The 21,685-nt window shown below is 63.9% G+C and carries 22 protein-coding genes; 10 read left to right on the forward strand and 12 right to left on the reverse strand.

All coding sequences use genetic code 11. From position 1 onward, the window contains the following. Positions 1-3: 3 nt before the first annotated feature. From IEW63_RS07945 to IEW63_RS07955, 3 genes are read right to left on the reverse strand one after another with little or no spacing between them, the layout of a single operon-like run. The gene (locus IEW63_RS07945) at positions 4-1,398 is read right to left on the reverse strand and encodes an N-acetylmuramoyl-L-alanine amidase (RefSeq protein WP_188636359.1); all 1,395 of its coding nucleotides are present in this window, start codon (positions 1,396-1,398) and stop codon (positions 4-6) included. A 14-nt stretch (positions 1,399-1,412) separates the two neighbouring features. Continuing rightward, entirely contained in the window at positions 1,413-1,895 is a 483-nt protein-coding gene (tsaE, locus tag IEW63_RS07950) for a tRNA (adenosine(37)-N6)-threonylcarbamoyltransferase complex ATPase subunit type 1 TsaE (protein WP_188636094.1), read from the reverse strand. Continuing rightward, complete coding sequence (locus tag IEW63_RS07955; RefSeq protein ID WP_188636095.1) at positions 1,895-3,382, reverse strand: NAD(P)H-hydrate dehydratase; 1,488 nt, start codon at positions 3,380-3,382, stop codon at positions 1,895-1,897. The genes tsaE and IEW63_RS07955 overlap by 1 nt, the downstream gene beginning before the upstream one ends. A 64-nt stretch (positions 3,383-3,446) precedes the next feature. On the opposite strand from IEW63_RS07955, the gene queG reads away from it, so the two are divergent. Then, positions 3,447-4,529 carry a tRNA epoxyqueuosine(34) reductase QueG gene (gene queG, locus IEW63_RS07960; protein WP_188636096.1) on the forward strand — a complete coding sequence of 361 codons (1,083 nt, stop codon included), beginning with the start codon at positions 3,447-3,449 and terminating at the stop codon, positions 4,527-4,529. Positions 4,530-4,674: 145 nt separating this feature from the next. Here the strand turns inward: queG and orn are convergent, their stop codons facing one another. After that, complete coding sequence (gene orn / locus IEW63_RS07965; protein ID WP_188636097.1) at positions 4,675-5,217, reverse strand: oligoribonuclease; 543 nt, start codon at positions 5,215-5,217, stop codon at positions 4,675-4,677. Between the two features lie 83 nt (positions 5,218-5,300). On the opposite strand from orn, the gene rsgA reads away from it, so the two are divergent. Beyond that, positions 5,301-6,326, forward strand: coding sequence for a small ribosomal subunit biogenesis GTPase RsgA (rsgA, locus tag IEW63_RS07970; RefSeq protein ID WP_188636098.1), 1,026 nt, complete (start codon positions 5,301-5,303; stop codon positions 6,324-6,326). Positions 6,327-6,331: 5 nt separating this feature from the next. Here rsgA and motB read toward each other — a convergent pair whose 3' ends face one another. Both motB and motA read right to left on the reverse strand, forming a co-directional pair. Next, a complete protein-coding gene (gene motB, locus IEW63_RS07975) occupies positions 6,332-7,348 on the reverse strand; it encodes a flagellar motor protein MotB (RefSeq protein WP_188636099.1) in 1,017 nt (338 codons plus the stop codon). A gap of 1 nt (position 7,349) precedes the next feature. Further along, positions 7,350-8,204: a flagellar motor stator protein MotA gene (gene motA / locus IEW63_RS07980; RefSeq protein ID WP_188636100.1), complete on the reverse strand. Its 855-nt coding sequence runs from the start codon at positions 8,202-8,204 to the stop codon at positions 7,350-7,352. Between the two features lie 190 nt (positions 8,205-8,394). Between motA and IEW63_RS07985 the strand changes: the two genes are divergently transcribed. Further along, complete coding sequence (locus IEW63_RS07985) at positions 8,395-9,210, forward strand: rhodanese-like domain-containing protein (protein WP_188636101.1); 816 nt, start codon at positions 8,395-8,397, stop codon at positions 9,208-9,210. Positions 9,211-9,216: 6 nt separating this feature from the next. After that, the gene (gene asd / locus IEW63_RS07990) at positions 9,217-10,071 is read left to right on the forward strand and encodes an archaetidylserine decarboxylase (RefSeq protein WP_188636102.1); all 855 of its coding nucleotides are present in this window, start codon (positions 9,217-9,219) and stop codon (positions 10,069-10,071) included. Between the two features lie 82 nt (positions 10,072-10,153). Here asd and groL read toward each other — a convergent pair whose 3' ends face one another. The 3 genes from groL to IEW63_RS08005 all read right to left on the reverse strand — a co-directional run bounded on the left by groL (position 10,154) and on the right by IEW63_RS08005 (position 12,782). Continuing rightward, positions 10,154-11,797, reverse strand: coding sequence for a chaperonin GroEL (gene groL, locus IEW63_RS07995; protein WP_188636103.1), 1,644 nt, complete (start codon positions 11,795-11,797; stop codon positions 10,154-10,156). Positions 11,798-11,846: 49 nt separating this feature from the next. Then, positions 11,847-12,140: a co-chaperone GroES gene (locus tag IEW63_RS08000; protein WP_105643190.1), complete on the reverse strand. Its 294-nt coding sequence runs from the start codon at positions 12,138-12,140 to the stop codon at positions 11,847-11,849. Positions 12,141-12,320: 180 nt separating this feature from the next. After that, the gene (locus IEW63_RS08005; protein WP_188636104.1) at positions 12,321-12,782 is read right to left on the reverse strand and encodes an FxsA family protein; all 462 of its coding nucleotides are present in this window, start codon (positions 12,780-12,782) and stop codon (positions 12,321-12,323) included. A gap of 160 nt (positions 12,783-12,942) precedes the next feature. On the opposite strand from IEW63_RS08005, the gene IEW63_RS08010 reads away from it, so the two are divergent. Continuing rightward, positions 12,943-13,701: an SDR family oxidoreductase gene (locus IEW63_RS08010; protein WP_188636105.1), complete on the forward strand. Its 759-nt coding sequence runs from the start codon at positions 12,943-12,945 to the stop codon at positions 13,699-13,701. Positions 13,702-13,736: 35 nt separating this feature from the next. Here the strand turns inward: IEW63_RS08010 and IEW63_RS08015 are convergent, their stop codons facing one another. After that, positions 13,737-14,747 (reverse strand): DUF481 domain-containing protein, encoded by a 1,011-nt coding sequence (locus tag IEW63_RS08015; protein ID WP_188636106.1) that lies wholly within the window; start codon positions 14,745-14,747, stop codon positions 13,737-13,739. Positions 14,748-14,777: 30 nt separating this feature from the next. Here IEW63_RS08015 and IEW63_RS08020 point away from each other — a divergent pair, with 30 nt between their 5' ends. Then, positions 14,778-15,149 (forward strand): MGMT family protein, encoded by a 372-nt coding sequence (locus IEW63_RS08020; RefSeq protein WP_188636107.1) that lies wholly within the window; start codon positions 14,778-14,780, stop codon positions 15,147-15,149. Next, positions 15,146-16,507 (forward strand): AmpG family muropeptide MFS transporter, encoded by a 1,362-nt coding sequence (locus IEW63_RS08025; RefSeq protein ID WP_188636108.1) that lies wholly within the window; start codon positions 15,146-15,148, stop codon positions 16,505-16,507. Before IEW63_RS08020 ends, IEW63_RS08025 begins: the two co-directional genes overlap by 4 nt. 7 nt (positions 16,508-16,514) lie before the next feature. On the opposite strand, the gene IEW63_RS08030 is transcribed toward IEW63_RS08025, so the two are convergent. Then, complete coding sequence (locus IEW63_RS08030; RefSeq protein WP_188636109.1) at positions 16,515-17,000, reverse strand: YajQ family cyclic di-GMP-binding protein; 486 nt, start codon at positions 16,998-17,000, stop codon at positions 16,515-16,517. Between the two features lie 110 nt (positions 17,001-17,110). Between IEW63_RS08030 and IEW63_RS08035 the strand changes: the two genes are divergently transcribed. The 3 genes from IEW63_RS08035 to IEW63_RS08045 are packed head-to-tail and all read left to right on the forward strand — an operon-like array spanning position 17,111 to position 19,591. Beyond that, complete coding sequence (locus tag IEW63_RS08035; protein ID WP_188636110.1) at positions 17,111-18,076, forward strand: GGDEF domain-containing response regulator; 966 nt, start codon at positions 17,111-17,113, stop codon at positions 18,074-18,076. Beyond that, positions 18,069-18,992, forward strand: a complete 924-nt coding sequence (locus tag IEW63_RS08040; RefSeq protein WP_188636111.1) for a 2-dehydropantoate 2-reductase — start codon at positions 18,069-18,071, stop codon at positions 18,990-18,992. The genes IEW63_RS08035 and IEW63_RS08040 overlap by 8 nt, the downstream gene beginning before the upstream one ends. A 32-nt stretch (positions 18,993-19,024) precedes the next feature. Next, a complete protein-coding gene (locus IEW63_RS08045; protein ID WP_188636112.1) occupies positions 19,025-19,591 on the forward strand; it encodes a cob(I)yrinic acid a,c-diamide adenosyltransferase in 567 nt (188 codons plus the stop codon). Here the strand turns inward: IEW63_RS08045 and IEW63_RS08050 are convergent. Further along, complete coding sequence (locus IEW63_RS08050) at positions 19,581-21,596, reverse strand: methyl-accepting chemotaxis protein (RefSeq protein WP_188636113.1); 2,016 nt, start codon at positions 21,594-21,596, stop codon at positions 19,581-19,583. The genes IEW63_RS08045 and IEW63_RS08050 overlap by 11 nt on opposite strands. Positions 21,597-21,685 lie beyond the last annotated feature (89 nt).

The raw sequence follows: 21,685 nt of genomic DNA on the forward strand, positions 1-21,685 counted from the left end.
GCATCAGGGGTCATTTTTCACCAACATGCTGGCGGCCGGTACCTTGAGTACCTGGCCGACTCGGATCTGATCGTTGCGCAGGCTGTTGGCCTGGCGCAGGCTCGCGAGGCTCACCTCGTAGCGCGTCGCGATCATCGATAGGGTATCACCCCGCTGCACGGTATGCTCGCGGGCGCCCTGGGCCAGCTTGCCGCTGCTCTTGAGCGCGGCCAGCTGGGTGCCCGGCGGCGGGTTGCGGTGGAAATAGCCACGGATGCCGGTGAGCATCGCCCTGGCCAGCGCCTGCTGATGGCTGCGAGTGACCAGCTTGCGCGACTCGCCCGGGTTGGAGATGAATCCGGTCTCGACCAGAATCGACGGGATATCCGGCGACTTGAGCACCATGAACCCGGCCTGCTCCACCCGGCGCTTGTGCAGCGGTGTGATATTGCCGATCGAGCTGAGTACCTGCTGGCCGACGTCCAGACTCGCCGACAACGTGGCCGTCATGGACAGGTCGAGCAGCACACTGGCCAGGATCTGGTCCTTGTTGTCCAGGCTCACCCCGCCGACACCGCCGATCAGGTCGGAGCGGTTTTCCCGGTCGGCCAGCAGCCGGGCAGTTTCCGAGGTGGCGCCCCGGTCGGACAACGCATACACCGAGGCACCGAAGGCGCTTGACCGGGTAAAGGCGTCGGCATGGATCGAGACGAACAGGTCGGCGTTGTGCTTGCGGGCAATCTCGGTGCGCTTGCGCAGGGGGATAAAGTAGTCGCCGGTACGCACCAGCACCGCCTTGAAGCCCGGCTCCGCATCGATCAGCTTCTTCAGCTCGCGGGCAATGGCCAGCACCACATCCTTCTCCAGCGCCTTGTTGTGGCCGATGGCGCCGGGGTCCTCGCCACCGTGGCCCGCGTCCAGCGCGATGATCACGTCCCGCTGCCCCGCCTCGGCTACCGAGCGGGTGGGCGTCTGCGGCAGTGGCGTGGCGCTCGGCTCGGCATGGGCCGGCAGTGCGGATGTCGGCGCCTGGTCATAGAGATCGATCACCAGACGATGGCCATACTGCTGGTTCGGCGGCAGCGAGAAGCTTTTAGGGGTCACCTCGCGGGACAGGTCCAGCACCACCCGCAGGTCGGAGCCGTCCCGGGGGGCGGAACGCAGTCCGGTCACCGGCGTGTTGTCCAGCGCCAGCCCGCCTGTGGATGCAGAAAAGGTGGCGCCAGAGATATCGATGACGATGCGTTCCGGGCTTGCCAGGGTGAACAGCGTGTGGTCCGCCGGCCCCGTGAGGTCGAAGACCAGCCGGGTATTGTCAGGGGCCCGCCAGAGGCGGACGTTGTTGATCTCGGCCGCCTGTACCACGCCGCTCAGCAGCATGCTGGCACCAGCCAGCAACGCAGCGGCATACTTCATCATTGTTCTGATTTTCGTCACGGCGTCGTCTTGCCTCTTGTGCTGTGCAGCCGTTGGCTCGCCACCTGACCGCGCTGTCCATGCCCTTCAATCTGCAGCGTCCTGCCATCTCCGTCAACCGTGATCCGAATGCTCAGGTCCGGCTCCGGCAGCACCCCGCGCCCCTTTTCGGGCCATTCTACAAGACACAGACTGCTGTCGGAAAAGTAGTCGCGAATGCCGAGAAACTCCAGCTCCTCCGGGTCTGCCAGGCGATACAGGTCGAAGTGGTATATCTCGCCGCCGGCCAGCTCGTAGGGCTCGACCAGAGTGAAGGTCGGGCTCTTCACCGCGCCCGCATGTCCGGCAGCGCGAATGAGTCCGCGGCTCAGCGTCGTCTTGCCGGCGCCCAGGTCGCCGCTCAGCCAGATACTGCCGCGCCAGCCCAACGCGTCACCAATATCCGCGCCCAGGCGCTCCATGGCCTGGTCACCTTGCACATGCACTTCAAGGGTCATCATCAATCCCGCAGATTCAGGTAATAACGTATGTGTTCTGTCAGATCACCGGCCAGCATGCCCAGCGGGCCATGATGTTCGGCGGCACGGTCGCCGGCCAGGGCATGCAGCAGCACTCCCAGACGGGCGGCATCGATGGCATTCATCCTCTGGGCCAGCAGCGCACCCACCAGCCCGGAGAGCACGTCCCCCATACCCGCACTGGCCATCCCCGGGTTGCCGAAAATGCAGAGACCCGGAAGGTTGGCAGTATCGGCATCGGCGACCAGCGAACCCACTCCCTTGAGGACAACCACGCAGCACAGGCGTTCCGCCAGCCGGCGGACAGCGAACAGGCGGTCACCCTGCACCTGCCTGGTAGGCCAGCCCAGCAACCGGCCGGCTTCGGCAGGGTGCGGTGTTATCACCGTCTGGCTGCCAAGGGTTGTCGGCTGCGCGGCGACGAGGTTCAGCGCATCGGCATCCAGAATCCGCGGCAATGCCCGCTCCAGAGCGAGTGTCAGCAGCTGCTGCGCCCAGGCGTTCTGGCCGAGACCGGGCCCGATCACCAGCGCAGTGGCCTGATCGAGCAGGGGCGCCAATTGTGCCGGATCATCCACCCCATGCGCCATCACTTCCGGGCAGCGTGCCAGCAGCGGCGCGATGTGTTCGCTGCGGGTGGCCACGCTGACCTTGCCCGCACCGCTGCGCAGGGCTGTCTCCGCCGCCAGCATGATGGCACCGCCCATGCCGTGGTTGCCGCCGATCAGCAGCAGATGGCCGAACATGCCCTTGTGCGCCGCCTTCGGCCGCTCGGGCAACAGCAACTTGCAGGCGTCCAGCGTCAGCCGCTCCAGGGCAGGCACGATATCATGCTCCGGCAGCTCCGCCAGCGGTGCGAAGCAGAGCTCGCCGACCAGATCCGGACCCTGCGCGGTAAACAGCCCCGGCTTCAGTGCGATGAAGGTCACGGTCAGATCGGCCGCGACCGCCACGCCTTCAACAGCGCCGCTATCGGCGTTCAGCCCGCTCGGCAGATCCACCGCCACCACCGGCAGTGCGCTGGCATTGATGCCGGCAATGGCCTGAACATACGGCTCGCGCACTTCGCTGTGCAGCCCTGTTCCGAGCAGGGCATCCACCAGCACCCCGGTCTGCGGCAGGCTACCGGACCAGAGCTGGATGTTGACCCCGGCCGCCACCGCCTGCTGCCAGGCCAGCGCGGCATCGCCGCGCAATCGCTCCGGCGGGGCGACCGCCAGCGCACTGACCTCCCAGCCGGCACGCCGGGCCAGTATCGCTATCAGGTAGCCATCTCCGGCATTGTTGCCGGAACCGCAGAGCACGGTCAGCCGGCCTGCGTTCGGCCAGCGCCGGCGCAGTTCGCGCCACAGCGCGCCGGCTGCCCGCTGCATCAGTTCAATACCGGGCGTACCCGCAGCGATGATCCGCGCATCCAGTTCGCGGGTGGCGGCAGCGCTGTACAGGCGGGTCGGCAGTTCTGGACGCATGGGTGTGTCAATCCTCCGGAGGTCTGGCACAATTATACGCCTGACCCAGCAGGTACCCCAATCGATGTCCCACTCCTCGCCCGACTACGCCGCCCTGGCCGACCGCATCCGGTCGATCGCCGCCGAGCTGGGTTTTCAGCAGCTGGGCATAAGCGATGCGAACGCGGGCGCCCACGAGCAACACCTGCAGGACTGGCTCGACGCCGGCTTCCACGGCGAAATGGAATGGATGGCCAGTCATGGTACCAAGCGCAGCCGGCCGGCCGAGCTGGTGCCCGGTACCCGCCGGGTGATCTCGGTACGGATGGACTATCTGCCGACCGATACTCAGATGGCCCGGCGCCTGAGCGAGCGCAACATGGCCTATATTTCCCGCTACGCGCTTGGCCGGGATTATCACAAGATGATCCGCCGGCGATTGCAGCACCTGGCGGAGCAGATCCGGGAGCTGATCGGCCCGTTCGGCTACCGCGCCTTCGTTGACAGTGCCCCGGTGCTGGAGCGCGCATTTGCCAGCCGCGCCGGGCTCGGCTGGATCGGCAAGAACTGCATGCTGATCAACCCGAAGGCCGGCAGCTATTTCTTTCTCGGCGAGTTGTACACCGACCTGCCGCTGCCGGTGGACGAACCCTTCACCAGCAACCACTGCGGCAGTTGCAGCGCCTGCCTGAGCCGCTGCCCCACCGATGCCTTTGTCGGCCCCCATGTCCTGGATGCGCGGCGCTGCATCTCCTACCTGACCATCGAGCTCAAGGGCGCCATTCCCGAGGAGTTGCGCGCCCCCATGGGCAACCGGGTATTCGGCTGCGACGACTGCCAGCTGGTATGCCCGTGGAACAAGTTCGCCAGACACACCGGCGAGCCTGACTTCAGCCCTCGGCACAAGCTGGATCAGGCAGATCTGGTCACCCTGTTCCGCTGGGAGGAAGAGGAGTTTCTGAAGAATACCGAAGGCTCGCCGATCAGACGCATTGGCCATGAGCGCTGGCTACGCAATCTGGCAGTGGGGCTGGGCAACGCGCAGACCAGTATTCCGGTGATCGAGGCGCTGCGCAGCCGGCTCGAGCATCCGTCTGAGCTGGTGCGTGAGCATGTGGAGTGGGCATTGCAGCGGCACGGGGTGAGTGCAGGTTCGGCGACGAGCTGAACCCGGGGGCTGCTGCGCAGCCCGATCGCCCCGAGGTCGGGGCTCCTACAGTCCAGGGAGTCGGACCAGCTTTACCGCAACCCAACCGCGTGCCGGGGCGCCCGAATCCCAGGATTAGTCCGACACACGGCGGCGTCCCTCGCTTTCAGAACCTGATGAAATGCTCGCGATAATGCCGCAGCTCGGCAATCGAATCGCGGATATCATCCATTGCCAGGTGGCTGCTCTCCTTCTGGAAGCCGTCACGCACCGCCGGTGCCCAGCGGGCTGCGAGTTCCTTGAGGGTCGATACGTCCAGGTTGCGGTAATGGAAGAACTGTTCCAGGTTCGGCATGCCGCGATAGAGGAAGCGGCGATCCTGGCAGATGCTGTTGCCGCACATCGGCGAGCGCCCGGCCGGCACCCATCTGGCAACGAACTCCAGCGTCATCTGTTCGGCTTCCTGCGGGCTGATGACGCTGTCCTTGACCCGTTGCACCAGCCCCGACTGATTGTGCTGGCGGGTATTCCACTCATCCATGCCATCCAGCAGCGCATCGGGCTGCTTCACCGCAATCGCCGGCCCTTCCGCCAGCACGTTGAGCTGGGAGTCGGTCACAATGGTGGCGATCTCGATGATGACGTCCTTGTCGGGGTCCAGACCGGTCATCTCAAGGTCGATCCAGATCAGATTGTCGGGGTGCTTCATGAAGACTCCTGCAGGGTGAAGGGTAATGGCATCAGTATACGCTGTGCGTGCTAAACTTCGGCGCAATCTCCCAAGGCGTGAACATGTCCAAGCGAAACCTCACCCGACGCCAGAGCTGGCGCATCCAGAAGATTCAGGACGAGCGCAGTGCCCGTGCCGAGCGACGTGCCGAACGGGCGGAAGAAACCCTGCTCGGCGGCGATCTCGGCAGCGAGCAGCAGGGGCTGGTGATTGCCCACTTCGGCGTTCAGGTCGATGTGGAAGCGCTGGACGGTGCCGAACGTGGCCAGGTCCGCCGCTGCCACCGCCGTGCCAACCTGCCGGCGCTGGTCACCGGCGACCGGGTGGTCTGGCGTGCGGACAATCAGCAGAGCGGTGTGATCGTCGCCCTGCAGCCCCGCCGCACCGAGCTGTTCCGGCCGGACCATCGGGGCCAGCTCAAACCCGTGGCGGCCAACGTCGACCGCCTGGTGATCGTGTTTGCCGCCCTGCCCCAGCCCCACCGCAATCTGATCGATCGTTATCTCGTCGCGGCGGAACAGGCGCAGCTCGAACCGCTGCTGGTACTGAACAAGGCCGACCTGCTCGAGTTGCCGGAACATGCTGAAATTCGCACCTGGCTGGATGACTATGCCGCGCTGGGCTACCGCACCCTGTGCCTGTCAGCCACCGCCGGTGATGGGCTCGACACGCTGCGCCGGGAACTCAGGGATCATGTGAACGTCTTTGTCGGCCAGTCCGGAGTCGGCAAGTCCTCCCTCATCAACGCCCTGCTGCCGGACGCGGATCTGCGCGTCGGCGCCCTGTCGGAAATGACCGGCAAGGGCACCCACACCACCACTACTGCCCGGCTGTTTCACTTCCCGGAGGGCGGCGATCTGATCGACTCACCCGGTATCCGCGAATTCGGCCTGATGCACATCAGCCATGAGGACCTGCTGGATGGCTTCATCGAATTCCGCCCCTTCCTCGGCCATTGTCGCTTCCGCGATTGCCAGCACCTGCACGAGCCCGGCTGCGCACTGCTGGCTGCCGTGGCCAGCGGTGCCATCTCCCCAGGCCGGATGAACAGCTACCGACACATCCTGGCGAGCCTGCAGGACAACTGAAGGTTTCAGGGCGTGTTCAGCTGACGCAGGGCGCCCTCTGCATCGAACAGGTTCCGCGGCTGTGGCTGCTCAACCGGCGCTGCCTCAGGCTGCATTTCCGGCGGCTCCCGGGGCACCTCCTCCGCGGCCTGCGGCTTCACTTCATCGGCTACCGTCCGGGCACCGGTATCGCGCTGGAGTGCCTGTTCGGCACGTCGGTTCATGACCACGATATCGATCCGGCGGTTGATCGGGTTCAGCGGATTCGCCTCATCGAACAGCGCCGAATCTGCGTAGCCCACCACCCGCGCCACCTGCTGCGGAGGATAGCCTGCCGCCTCCAGTGTGCGGCGAGCGGCGTTGGCACGCTGGGTTGACAGCTCCCAGTTGCCGTAATCGCGCCTGCCAACATAGGGCATGGCATCGGTATGGCCGCTGATGCTGATCTTCTTCGGGCTCTTGGCAATGGTATCGCTCAGCGCCAGCAGAATATCCTCGAAATAGGGCTGCAGATCGGGACTGCCACTGGCAAACATCGGCCGGTTCTCCGCATCGACTATCTGGATGCGCAGCCCTTCCATGGTGAACTCCATCAGAATCTGTTCGCGGAAGCGTTGCAGTACCGGCTCGGTATCGATCTTGTTCTGCAGCTCCTGCAGCAGCAGATCAAGCTCGCGCAGCTCGATCACGTCTGGCCGCTGCTGCTCTTCAACTGGCGACGCCATATCCATTGGCTGATCGGCATCCAGGGGCTCGATTTCGATCAGGTTTTCCTCGTTCAGGGTGCGTTGCGGCGCCGGGGTCGGCGAGCCGCCGAGATCGATGGGATGCGGGCTGCCGCCGTCGAAATTGATCGGATCCTTGAAGTACGCCGAGACCATCTTCAGCTGCTCGGGCGTAGCCACCGTGACCAGCCACATGACCAGGAAAAACGCCATCATGGCAATGGCGAAGTCGGCAAAGGCAATCTTCCACGAGCCGCCATGATGGGCGCCGGCCCGGCGGCTGACCCGTTTGACGATTATCGGCTGGTCGCTGCTCACCTCAGCGCCCCTTCACCGAGGCTTCCAGCTCGGCAAAGCTCGGGCGGGCCGCAGTGAACAGTGCCTTGCGGCCGAACTCGACCGCAAGCGCCGGCGGCAGCCCCTGGGCACTGGCCACCAGGCACATCTTGATCGCCTCGTAGGTGTTGGCCTCCTCTTCGGCATCGTGCTGCATGGCAGCGGCGAACGGCCCGACGAAGCCGTAGGCGGCCAGGATACCGAGGAAGGTTCCCACCAGCGCGGTACCGACCTTCTCGCCGATCATTGCATTGTCTGCCTCGCCGAGGATGCTCATGGTGATGACGATGCCCAGCACCGCGGCCACGATACCGAAGCCCGGCAGCGCGTCCGCCACCCGGTTGAGCGCGTGGGACGGACCGCTGAGCTCTTCGGTCAGGGTGGATATCTCGACGTCGAACAATGCCTCCAGCTCGTGGGGGGCCATGGTGCCGGTGGACATGATCCGCAGATAGTCGCAGATGAATGCGGTCATGTGCTCATCCTTGAGAATGGCGGGGTACTTGGTGAAGATCGGACTTTCCTGGGGCTCTTCGATATCCGCCTCGATGGCCATCATCCCTTCGCGGCGACTCTTGTTGAGGATTTCATAGAGCAATCCCAGCACGTCGAGGTAGAAGGGTTTGTTGAAGCGATGGCCGAAAATGAGCTGCGGAATCTTGGCAAACACCTTCTTCACCACCGCCAGATTGTTGGCCACGAGAAAGGCTCCCAGCGCCGCACCGCCGATGATGATGATCTCGAAGGGATGCCACAGGGCAGCGACCGCACCACCTGACATGATGAAACCGCCCAGCACGCTGGCGATGACGACGACATAACCCACAATTTTCAACATAAGAACCGACAATCCCTGAACAGCAACTGACCCGCTTTCGCGTTATAGTCTGCATCGGATAACAACGCCGACCCACGCATGAAGTCTCACAGACCCTGCTATCGGCCAACCGCGGAAAATTTTGAGCCGAGATTATAGCGTCAGCGGTCGGACAATCCGGTCGCCGGCACGAGAATAATTGGAACAGACAATGACAGACACCTCCCTGCCGCTGTTGCTGGAGCCATCTGCGCTCCCGTCGCAGCTGGACCCGGCGCGTTTTCGCCTGGTCGACCTCAGCCGTTCCGAGCAATACGCTGCGGCACACATTCCCGGCGCGGTGCACCTGCCGCCGGGCAGCATCGCCTCCCCCGCGCCGCGACCGGGGCTGTTGCCCGATCTGCAGCACCTGCAACACATCCTTGGCAGCCTCGGTCATCATGACCAGCTGCACTACATCGTCTACGACGATGAGGGTGGCGGCTGGGCCGGGCGCTTCATCTGGCTGCTGGACAGCATCGGCCATGAGCGTTACAGCTATCTCAACGGGGGGCTGGTCGCCTGGCATGGTGAAGGACTGCCGCTGGAACAGCAGAGCAATCACGTCGAACCGACCCAGCCATCACTGAGCATCGACAGCAGCGTGACCATCGATCTGGATACTCTGCTGGCGGATCTTCACAACCCCGACCGGGTCATCTGGGATGCCCGCTCGCCCGGGGAATACCGCGGTGAGCGGGTATTTGCTGCCAAGGGCGGCCACATACCCGGGGCGGTCAACCTCGAGTGGACCGCCGGCATGGACCCCGAACGCGGCCTGCGCCTGCGCAAGGACCTGGCCAGCAAGCTGGCGGCACTGGGCATTACGCCCGACCGGGAGGTCGTCACCCACTGCCAGTCCCATCACCGCTCCGGCTTCACCTATCTGGCGGCGAAGATTCTCGGCTACCCCCGGGTAAAAGCCTACGCCGGCTCCTGGTCCGAGTGGGGCAACCACCCCGCCACCCCTGTTGAAACTCAAGGCTGACAACGCATGCAAGATCGTCTATTCATCGCTTCCCAATATCTCCTGCCCCAGCACCTGCTGTCACGCCTGGCCGGCGGCCTGGCCAACTGCACCTGGGATTGGGTGAAGAACCCGTTCATCACCTGGTTCGTCAAGCGCTATCAGGTCGACATGAGCCAGGCCATCGAGCAGGACCCCACTGCCTATGCCTGTTTCAATGATTTCTTCACCCGTGCGCTGCTGCCCGATGCCCGCCCGCTGGACCCGGGCGAGCGCAGCATCCTCTGCCCCGCCGACGGCGCCATCAGCCAGCTGGGCGCCATCGAGCACGGTCGCATCTTCCAGGCCAAGGGCCAGAGTTTCAGCGTACTCGAGTTGCTGGGTGGCAACCCGGCCCACGCCAGCCAGTTTCAGGGCGGCCAGTTTGCCACGGTCTACCTGTCCCCCAGCGACTATCACCGGGTACACATGCCCCTGGCCGGCACGCTGCGCGAGATGATCCATGTACCCGGCAAACTGTTCTCGGTGAACCAGACCACCGCGGAGAATGTGCCGGAGCTGTTTGCCCGCAACGAGCGGGTGGTGTGCCTGTTTGATACCGAAGCCGGCCCGATGGCGGTGGTGCTGGTCGGTGCGATGATCGTCGCTTCGATCGAGACGGTCTGGGCCGGGCTGGTGGCACCGCCCTCCCGGCAGGTACGCAGCGAGGTGTACGGCGCCAGCGCACCGCATCTGGAGCGCGGCGCGGAAATGGGCCGTTTCAAGCTGGGCTCCACTGCCATCGTCCTGTTCGGGCCGGGCCATGCCCGGTGGGACGAACAGCTTGGCGCCGGCAGTCTGGTGCGCATGGGTCAGAAACTGGGTGAACGTCTGAGCGGCTGAACAGACTCAGCGCCCACAAAAAAACCCCGGACGGGAAACCGTACCGGGGTTTTTTGATCGGCCTGGCAAGCCGGGTCGGCTGTTACATCATGCCGCCCATGCCACCCATGCCACCCATGCCGCTCATGTCGGGCATGGCCGGCTTCTCTTCCGGCAGCTCGGCAATCATGGCCTGAGTGGTGATCATCAGACTGGCAACGGAAGCGGCCGCCTGCAGCGCGCTGCGGGTCACCTTGGCCGGGTCCAGAATACCCATCTCGATCATGTCGCCATATTCACCGGTGGCAGCGTTGTAGCCGTAGTTGCCCTCACCGGCGCGAACGGCCTGCAGAACCACAGCGGCTTCTTCGCCGGCGTTGCTGACGATCTGACGCAGCGGTGCTTCGATCGCACGGCGCAGCAGCTTGATGCCGACGTTCTGGTCTTCGTTGTCGCCCTGCAGGTTCTCGAAGGCCACCAGGGTGCGCACCAGAGCCACGCCACCGCCAGGTACCACGCCTTCTTCAACAGCGGCGCGGGTAGCGTGCAGCGCGTCTTCAACGCGGTGCTTCTTCTCTTTCATTTCCACTTCGGTGGCTGCGCCAACCTTGATCACCGCAACACCGCCCGCCAGCTTGGCCAGACGCTCCTGCAGCTTCTCCTTGTCGTAGTCGGACGTGGTTTCCTCGACCTGCTTGCGGATCTGCGCAACGCGGGCTTCGATATCAGCCTGGGCACCGGCACCGTCGATGACGGTGGAGTTGTCCTTGTTGATCTGCACGCGCTTGGCCTGACCCAGGTGCTCCAGGGTGGTGGTCTCCAGGCTCATGCCGACTTCTTCGCTGATCACGGTACCGCCGGTGAGGATGGCGATGTCCTGCAGCATGGCCTTGCGACGATCACCAAAGCCCGGGGCCTTGACCGCAGCAACCTTGACGATGCCGCGCATGTTGTTGACGACCAGGGTCGCCAGCGCTTCGCCTTCAACGTCCTCGGCAACAATCATCAGCGGACGGCTGGCCTTGGCTACTGCTTCCAGCACCGGCAGCATCTCGCGGATGTTGGAGATCTTCTTGTCGACCAGCAGGATGTAGGGGTTTTCCAGCTCGGCAGACATGGTGTCGGGCTTGTTCACGAAGTACGGGGACAGGTAGCCACGGTCGAACTGCATGCCCTCGACCACGGACAGCTCGTTCTCCAGACCGGAACCTTCCTCGACAGTGATCACGCCTTCCTTGCCGACGCGGTCCATGGCTTCGGCAATGATCTTGCCGATGGACTCATCGGAGTTGGCGGAGATGGTGCCTACCTGGGCGATGGACTTGGAGTCGGCGCAGGGCTTGGCCAGGTTCTTCAGCTCGGCAACCACGGCAGCGGTGGCCTTGTCGATACCGCGCTTCAGATCCATCGGGTTCATGCCGGCGGCAACAGCCTTCAGACCTTCGGTAACGATGGCCTGGGCCAGAACGGTAGCAGTGGTGGTACCGTCACCGGCGTCGTCGTTGGCACGGGAAGCAACGTCCTTGACCAGTTGCGCACCCATGTTCTCGAAGCGGTCCTTCAGCTCGATTTCCTTGGCAACGGAAACGCCGTCCTTGGTGATCAGCGGAGCACCGAAGCTGCGCTCGATCAGGACGTTGCGGCCCTTCGGACCCAGGGTGGATTTAACCGCGTCGGCCAGGGTATTGACGCCTGCCAGCATCTTGTTGCGTGCGGACACATCAAACAGAACTTCTTTAGCAGCCATTTTCACTTTCCTTCAATGAATTCGTTCAGTGGTCGGACTGGGCAGGACTTCAGCCTTCCAGAACGCCGTAGATTTCAGATTCGCTCATCATCAGCAGCTCTTCACCATCGATCTTGATGGTGCTGCTGCCGGAGTAGGGGCCGAACACGACTTTGTCCCCTTCCTTCACAGCCAGGGGACGAACTTCGCCATTGTCCAGCAGGCGCCCGGTACCAACAGCAATGACCACGCCGGTGTTCGGTTTTTCTGCTGCAGAGCCAGGCAGAACGATACCGCCAGCGGTTTTTGTCTCTTCTTCGCTGCGACGAACGACTACGCGATCGTGTAACGGACGGATTTTCATCGTTTTGAGTCTCCCAATAGTAAGCAAATCGCCGGAAATCCGGCATTCCAAGTAAGCCAGGCCTCGCGGCCTGCAGGGCGCAGCGCGCCCCAGTTCAAAAGCCCCCGCAGGGACAGTAAATCTGACTGCAACCCTTGATGGGGATGATCCAGAGCATTTCAAGGGGTGCCGGAAATTTTTTTATCGGTCGGAGAGGCGCGAGCGGTCATCCCGGTCAGGGGACTCACCCGCCTGCCACTCACCCTCGATGATGGTGTACTCACCCCGTTGCCAGGTGCGCGGGCCGCCCTCGTCATTGCCGCCATCGGGCCCGCCGCCACCGCCGCGGTGACGCAGCGCCATGATCAGACAGGGAATGGCGAGCACATCGCTCACCAGGCCGGGAAAGGCAATCAGCACCCCGGCCAGCACACCCCACATGCCGGATTTGAGCACGGCCTGGGGGCTGCGGTTGACCAGCATCTGCTGCTGCAGGCGCTGCAGCATGCCCCAGCCGTTACGCTGGATGAGCATGAGCCCGGCAATGCCGGTAAACAGCACCCACAACAGGGTCAGGCCGACACCGACGGCCTGACCGAGGATGATCAGACTGGCCAGCTCGATCAGTGGAAACGCCAACAGCAATATGCGCAGCAAGGGCATGAACACCTCAGTAGCAGGTTCGAAGAATCTATATGGGGCCCATCCACCGGCTTTCAACCCCGACGCCGGCCCGGGATTTCGTGTTTCAGGGCTATTCATTATGGCCGGCGGTTGTTGCATGCTTGTGCTCCTGACAACAAGCACATTCAAGGAGCAGTGAATGCAACTGAACGACAGCGTGATCATCATCACCGGCGGTGGCCAGGGCCTGGGTCGGGCAATGGCGGAGTATCTCGCCGGCCGTGGCGCCCGCCTGGCCCTGGTGGACCTTGGCCAGGAGCGGCTGGACGAGGCAGTAGCGGCGTGCAGGGCGGCCGGCGGCGAGGCGCGCAGCTATATCTGCAATGTCGCCGACGAGCAGCAGGTGATCGACATGGTCGCGCAGGTCGCGCAGGACTTCGGCAGCATCCATGGTCTGATCAACAATGCGGGGATCCTGCGCGACGGTCTGCTGCTGAAGGTACGGGATGGCGAGATTCAGAAGATGCCGCTGAACCAGTGGCAGTCGGTGATCGACGTCAACCTCACCGGGGTGTTCCTCTGCACCCGAGAAGTGGCGGCGAAGATGATCGAGCTGGAGAACCAGGGGCTGATCATCAACATCTCCTCCATCTCCCGGGCCGGCAACATGGGGCAGTCCAATTACTCGGCGGCCAAGGCCGGGGTGGCAGCGATGACCGTAGTGTGGGCGAAGGAGCTGGCCCGCTACGGCATTCGCGTCGCCGGTATCGCGCCGGGCTTCATCGAGACCGAGATGACCGGCAGCATGAAACCCGAAGCGCTGGAAAAGATGACCGCCGGCATTCCCCTCCGGCGCATGGGCAAGCCAGAGGAAATCGCCCATTCGGCGGCCTACCTGTTCGAGAACGACTATTACAGCGGACGCATTCTCGAGCTGGACGGCGGTCTGCGCCTCTAGTCAGCGTGGGACGGGTACTCCGCCCGTCCCTGCCTCTACCAGTTGACGCCCAGCCCCAGCGTATAGCGGGTCTCGTTCAGGCTCTTGTCATCGGAGCTGTTGATGTAGTCCCATTCGGTCAACAGACTCAATGATGCCCAGCTGTTGAGCAGGTAACGCAGCCCCAGCTCGGCATCCACCATGTAGTCCACGTTGTCGTCATAGGGCACGATGGTTTCGGCGTTGTGGACCAGCTGGAAGCGCTTGCCGAACAGGTAGCGCCGGTAATCCCAGTTCAGGCCCAGACCGTTGGTTCGGCTGTCCGAGCCATCGCGGCCGTCGAGCCGCAGATGCTCGAAACGCGCGGAGGTCTCGAAGCGGCCGAGGGCATTGTTCCACCACTCGTAACCGGGACCGGAACCGATCTGGATCTGCCGCTCCACATCGCCGATGTGGTCACGCATGTAGCTGACACGGTTCTGCCAGAACCACTTCTCGGCGAAGAACCAGCTCAGCGTATAGTCGGTCTCCCACCAGTGACGGCTCTTGATGTCGTTTCGGTAGTCGCGCTCGAACTCGCTGGACAGCGCATGGCGCCAGTCGCCGTGGCGGGCCTCGGTGCTGACGTCGATGTCCAGGTCCCGTCGCTTCGACTCGGTATTGTCCAGCTCCAGCGACAGCGTCGCCCGGCCGTCCCAGATCCAGTCCTCCACCACCGGCTTGGGCTCCATGATCTGCCGCAGGCTCGCCAGCTCCACTTCCAGCGGCTGGGTCTGGCCGTTGACCAGCGTGATCCGGCCTTCCCCATCGGATGCTTGTATGCGCCGTGCGCGCTTAGTATCGTCAGCGGTCTTGACCAGCAGCGGTCCGTCGCTCTCAAGCGTACGAATGCGCCCGACATCGACCGCCACCTGGCCGGCCACATCGGAATGGAAGATCAGCCGGTTCCCCTCCATGAATTCGATCCGACCGGTGAGCCGGTCGCCATTATCGAGCCAGAGGGTATCGGCAAGGGTGGGCAGAGCGGGGAACAGGGCAACGAGCAGCACAAAACGCGACTTCAACATGAACAACCATCCGCAGTGTGAACAGAACCAGTGACATTATCCACGACTGATCGTTCCGGCGCCCGCTCCGTTGCTGCGGATCCTCGCAGGGAAGCGCTCTGGCAGGTGCTGGCGGCCATACCGCCGGGCCGGGTCTGCAGCTACGGCACACTGGCGCAGCTGGCCGGGCTGGGCCGGGGTGCCCGTCTGGTGGGCCGCTGGCTCGGCCAGCTGCCGGATGACACCACCCTGCCCTGGCACCGTGTACTCAACAGTCAGGGCCGCTTATCATTGCCTGCCGACCACCCCGCCGGGCAGGAACAGGCCCGTCGTCTGCTGGACGAAGGGGTGATTATCCACAACCGCCGCGTCAACATGGCCCGCTATGGCTGGCCGGACCCGATCGAGACGACATCCCGATGATTCACTACACAGCGCATCCCACCCGAGAAGGCTGGAAGGTCTATCTCAAGCCCCGCGTCATCGGCATGTTGTTTCTCGGCTTTTCCGCCGGCCTGCCGCTGCTGCTGGTGGGTGGTACCTTCAGCGCCTGGCTGCGGGATCTGGGTATCGAACTGGCGGCGATCGGCTTTCTCAGCTGGGTCGGCATGGCGCACTCGATCAAGGTGCTGTGGGCACCGCTGATCGACCGCGCACCCCTGCCCCTGCTCAGCCGCCTGCTGGGCCGGCGGCGGGCATGGATGCTGCTGGCGCAGCTGGTGATCGCCGGGGCGCTGCTCGGCATGGCGCTGACCGACCCGCGGGAGAATCTGACGCTGGTCGCACTCTGGGCGGTGCTCGCGGCCTTCGGCTCTGCCACCCAGGATGTGGCCATCGATGCCTACCGCGTCGAGGCCGAAGCCCGCCACCGCCAGGCAGCGATGGCCGCTACCTATGTCACCGGTTACCGGGTGGCTGTGCTCGCCGCCGGCGCCGGAGCCCTGCACCTGGCGTCAGTGGACAGCTGGACGCTGGCCTACGGCAGCATGGCGGCGCTGATGGGTATCGGGGTATTGACCACGCTGATCATTGCCGAGCCCGCAGTGTCGGTAAGCAGCGCCACCCAGCACTTCGAGCAGCGCGTGACGGACTATCTGGAGGGGACCAGCCACGCCGGCTGGCAGCGCACGGCCACCGCCTGGTTCATCGGCGCCATCGTCTGCCCGTTCGCCGAGTTCTTCCAGCGCTACGGCCGGACCGCATTGCTGATTCTGGCCTTCGTTGCGACCTTCCGCATCAGCGATATCTTCATGGGCGTGATGGCCAATCCGTTCTACCTGGACCTGGGCTTCACCAAGGCGCAGATCGCCAATATCGCCGCGGCCTTCGGCCTGGGCATGACGCTGCTTGGCGCGGCGCTGGGTGGGCTGCTGGTGGCCCGTTTCGGCATTGCCCGCATCCTGCTGCTGACCGCCTTCATGGCGCCCATCACCAATCTGATGTTCGCCTGGCTGGCCTTCATCGGCCCGCAGACCTATGGCCTGATACTTGCCATCATTGCGGACAATGTCACCGGCGGGCTGGCGATATCGGTATTCATTGCGTACCTCTCCAGCCTGACCAACACCGCCTACACCGCTACCCAGTACGCCCTGTTCAGCTCGCTGATGACGCTGCCCGGGCAGTTCGCCGCCGGGTTCACCGGGGTGATGGCGGCCAGTATGGGCTGGATTCCCTTCTTCATGACCACTGCGCTGACCGGCGTTCCGGCCATTGTGCTGGCGGCGCTGCTGATCCGCCATGCGCACCCCGACCGCACCAGGCGGCCGGGGATCGACTGACCGCGCCTCAGTCGCGGAAGTTGTTGAACTGCAGCGGCATGTCCAGTCTGGCGCCGCGCAGCAGCGCCATGACTTCCTGCAGGTCATCGCGCTTCTTGCCGGTCACCCGCACCTGCTCGCCCTGGATCGCGGCCTGCACCTTGAGCTTGGACTCCTTGATGGTCGCCACGATCTTCTTTGCCAGCGCCTGGTCGATACCCTCGCGCAGCTGCACCTCCTGCTTCATCTGCTTGCCTGACGCGTAGGCTTCCTTCACCTCCAGGCACTGCACATCGATCTTGCGCTTGGTCAGGCTCAGCCGGAGGATCTCCAGCATCTGTTCCAGCTGGAATTCGGCCTCGGCGGTGATGGTCACCAGCAGCTGCTTTTCATTGAATTCGAAGGTGCCCTTGCCCTTCAGATCGTAGCGTCGGTCGAGCTCTTTCAGGGCGTTGTCCACAGCGTTGGTGACTTCGTGTTTGTCCAGTTCGGACACCACATCAAAGGAAGGCATGACAGAACCTCAAATAAAGATGATTTTATGACGGGTATGGCAGAACAATAGCCTGACGTCGTGGCATTATAGCGACGTCGAAGATAATACAGGCAGCAGGGAGCTCAGACATGCCCAACCCCCAACTCAGTATTCTGGTGGTGGACGATACCAAATTCAGCAGCGCAGTGATCGGCCATGCACTGTCGCAGGCGGGCTATACGGATATCCGCTTCGCCAGCTCCGCCATGGCCGCGCTGGCCATGCATGAGGAGCGTGCTGCCAGTGTCATGGTCGCCGACTGGCTGATGCCGGAGATGGACGGGTTGCAGCTGACCACACGCATCCGACAGCGTGACGAGCAGACCAACCACTACACCTACGTCATGCTGCTGACCGCCAGGGAAGGCGACAACGTGCTTGGCGAAGCCTTCGACCGCGGCGTGGACGATTTCATCAGCAAGTCGGCGATGAGCGAGCAGCTGCTGCCGCGCATCTACGCTGCCGACCGCATCACCCAGCTGATCAACCGTCTGCTGGACGAGAACCAGATGCTGGCGAGCAACAATGCCCTGCTGGAAGAGCACAACCTGATCGACAGCCATACCGCGCTGGGCAACCGGCGGTATCTGCTGCAGCGTCTGGACGATGCCCTGCAGCGTGTCGAATCCCGCGGTGGCTACTGCACCGTGGTGGTGCTGGGGCTGCAGAACCTGGCCGACATGACAACCCGGTTCGGAGAAGCCGTGCAGCAGGAGCTGCTCAAGGCCACTGCCCGCCGCCTGCAACAGCTGGTCCGCCCGATGGACGTGATTGCCCGCGTCGACGCCGGCGTGTTCGCCGTCTGCACCGTGGGCGACAACGAGGATGAGTGCAAACCGAACAGTTTTCGCCGCCTGCACGACGGGCTGAACCTGAAGGCATTCAAGACCAGCGAAGGTTACCTGTCCCTGCGCGCCGGCATGGCACTGTGCACCCTGGGCCGCAACGACCCGAAGATCACCGCGGAAAAGCTGCTGCAGAAGGTCGAGCAGCATCTTGAGCAGGCCTATGCCACCAACCTGATCACCGAAGTGCGGATCCCCCAGCTTGTCTGAACCGCTGCATATTCTCGGTGGCGGCAGCCTCGGCCTGTTGTGGGCTGCCCGGTTCGCACGGGCCGGCATTGATTGCCGCCTGATCCTGCGCACCCCAGAGGCCGCTGCACGATGGCGGGCGGAGCACCATCAACTGGTACTGGAACAGGGCAACAGGCTGCAGAGCTACAGCGTACCGGCGGAAACAGCCGAGGCCGGCGAACCGATTTCCCGTCTCATCGTCGCAACCAAGGCGTGGGCGGTTGCCGAGGCACTGGAAGGCATAGCCCCGCGGTTGCACGCCGGCAGTCAGCTGCTGCTGTTGCAGAACGGGCTCGGCAGTCAGCAGGCTGCCAGCGAGCGCTTTGCTGACCTGCCCGTGCTTTATGCCAGCGTGACCGATGGGGCGTGGAAGCGCGACAACAACCATGTGGTCTGGGCCGGCAGTGGTCCGACCCAGGTTGGCGATCCGCAACAGCGCCCGCAACCCGGCTGGCTCAGCATGCTCGACCAGGCCGGCGTTGATTGGCAATGGCAACCCGACATCCTCTCCGTGCTGTGGATGAAATTGGCCGTCAACTGCGCCATCAATCCGCTGACAGTGCTGCATGACTGCCCTAACGGTGACGTTCTCCGGCACGCGGCCGACGATTTCATCCCGCTGGTGCAGGAACTGCAGGCGCTGCTCGCCAGTCAGGGCGTGGCCGTGGGCGCCGCAGAGCTGGAGCAGCGCATCCGTGGCGTGATCCAGGCCACCGCTGCCAACAGCTCCTCCATGCGCCAGGACGTACAGGCCGGCCGGCGCACCGAGATCGACTTCATTCTCGGCCATGCCTGGCGCTCTGCCCGCAGCGCCGGCCTGCTCACACCGGTGCTGGATTCCCTGTACCATCGCCTGCAGACGCACCTTCATCAATCGGGCCTGCCGCTGAACTGAGCTATCGGGCCCCCTGAATCCGAGGAGACCCCATGGGCTACCGCCTGAGCAAACTCTACACACGTACCGGCGACAGCGGCACCACCGGCCTGGCCGATGGCAGTCGCGTCAGCAAGGACAGCGCCCGCATCGAAGCCATGGGTACCGTGGACGAACTCAACAGCAGTCTGGGCGTTCTGCTGGCCGGCATGACCGGCAGCGCGCTGCAGTCGCTGTGCGAAACGCTGGCACCGGTCCAGCACCGGCTGTTCGATATCGGCGGCGAGCTGGCCATACCCGGGGTGAATATCATCGAGGAAGCGGATGTGGTTGAACTGGAGCAGGCGATTGACCGGTTCAACGGTGAACTGGCGCCGCTCAAGGAGTTCATCCTGCCCGGTGGATCACCGCTGATCGCCCAGGCCCATCTGGCGCGCAGCATCTGTCGCCGCGCCGAGCGGCGCTACCTGACCCTGGCAGCAGAGGAAACCGTGAACCCGCAGGCGCTGGCCTATCTCAACCGGCTGTCCGACCTGATGTTCGTGGTGGCCCGGAGCATCGCCCGCCTGGACGATACCCCGGAAGTGCTGTGGAAGCCCAAGCCCAGACCTACACCCTGAAGGCGCTGATGATCTGCTGCAGCTCGACCACCAGCTCGGCCATCCGGCCGCTGGCCTGCTCGGTGCGCTGCGCCCCTTCGGCGGTGCGCTCGCCGGACTGGTTGATCTGCACGATGTTCTGATCGATATCGTGGCTCACGGCGGTCTGCTGCTCGGCGGCCGCCGCGATCTGCTGGCTCTGGTCGACGATCTGGGTCACTGCGCGCATGATGTTGTCCAGCGCCGACTGCACCTTGAGTGCGGAGTCGACGGCCTCGCCGGTCATACCGTGGCTGGTGCCCATCACCTTGACCGCCGCCCCGACACCCTCCTGCAACCGGGCGATCATCTGCTCGATCTCCTGGGTGGACTGCTGGGTACGCTGGGCCAGCGTGCGTACCTCGTCGGCCACCACGGCAAAGCCGCGACCCTGCTCGCCGGCCCTCGCCGCCTCGATGGCAGCGTTGAGCGCCAGCAGGTTGGTCTGTTCGGCGACACCCTTGATCACATCCAGCACGCGGCTGATGGAGGCACTGTCCTCGGCCAGGTTATTGATCACCTGTACCGAGTTCTCGATCTCCTGGGCCAGCTTCTCGATGCCGTCCACCGAGGTTTCCACCATGCGCCGGCCGGTCAGGGTCTCGTTGTTCACCTGCTCGGCATTGTTCGCCGCCAGTGCCGCGCTGCGGGCCACCTCCTGGGAGGTCGCCGCCATCTCGTTCATCGCCGTGGCGACCTGCTCGATCTGGGTACGCTGGGCCTCCACCGCCTGACTGCTCTGGGTGGAAATCTCCTCCACCTGACCGGACTGGTCACTGACCTGCCCGGTGGTGCGGCTGACATGCCGGATCAGCTCCTGAATCCGCTGCACGCTGGTATTCAGCTCCGTGGCCAACTGGCCCAGCTCGTCGCGACTGGTCACCACCACCCGGCCGGTCATGTCACCTGCGGCCACCTGGCGCATGACCTGCGACAGATCACTGATGGTCCGCCGGGTCGATACGTAGAAGCCCAGGTAGAGCCATACCAGCACCAGCAGAACGAGCGCCAGGGCAACCACCAGCACCAGCATCGAACGCTTGCCGTCGCTGAGGCGTTGATCAAGCGAGACCTGCAGGTGATCGAGAATGGCCACGCTGAAATCATGCGTGAGGTCCATTACCCCACTGACCTTGCGGAAATAATCTTCCCAGCTGGCTTCATAACTGGAGGCCAGAACGATGTCCTCCTCGAAGATCTCCACCGCCTGGGCCAGGGATTCGGCACTGGCCGCGGCCGGTGCCCGCAGGGGTTCCAGGCCGGGTTGCTGAAGGAACAGCTGGGCCTGAGCATAATTGACGCCCAGGCGCTGGAGTTCCTCGATGTAGGTATCCATATCCCGGCTGGCATCGGAGTTCAGGTAGCCCAGGCCGATGGAATAGGCGCCGGTTGCCCGTCCCAGGCCGATGGTCGAGGTAATCTGCGGGGCATGGTGCACCAGCAGGTCAACCAGCTGCCGCACGTTGCGCTCGTAGTCATGGGACAGGCCGCTGTAGGCCGCGGTGAAGTTCAGCAGTGACAGCAGCTCGATGTGGGCCTGGGTGGTCATCTGCCCGCGGTTGCGCAGGGAGGCAGTACCGGTCGCACGGTAGGCGGCGACCAGTTCATCGCGCTGCTGCAGCAGCTCGGCCGCCGCCGGGTCACTGGCGTCGATGCCCAGTGCCTGCAGGCCGTCGATCAGCCGCTGCCGCACCTCGGTGCTGCGGCGCTCGAGCAGTGCGCCCTGCTCGCCTACCCCGATATGGAATGACGCCACATCCAGGCCGCGCAGCTGCTCCGCTTCCGGTACCAGACGGGTGACCTGCCGCAGCAGCTGCATCGAGTCCAGTGCGTGACGGGAGGTCTGCACCCTGTCCCAGGCCTGGCTGACCAGCATGCCGCTGACCACCATCAGGGGAACGAAGCACAGGGCGCTTATCAGACAGAACTTCATGGCATAACTGAGTCGATTCATCAGAGCCATGGCGGGGGCCAACAGACTATTCAAGCGTCTCTCCTCGTCACAATTGCTGCGACTGGTCCTTGCGTCCACTTCCGCGGAGGGGGTATTCCGCGGCACTTGTCCGTTCTATCGGC

This window comes from Halopseudomonas pertucinogena (assembly GCF_014646575.1).
GTDB lineage: Bacteria > Pseudomonadota > Gammaproteobacteria > Pseudomonadales > Pseudomonadaceae > Halopseudomonas > Halopseudomonas pertucinogena.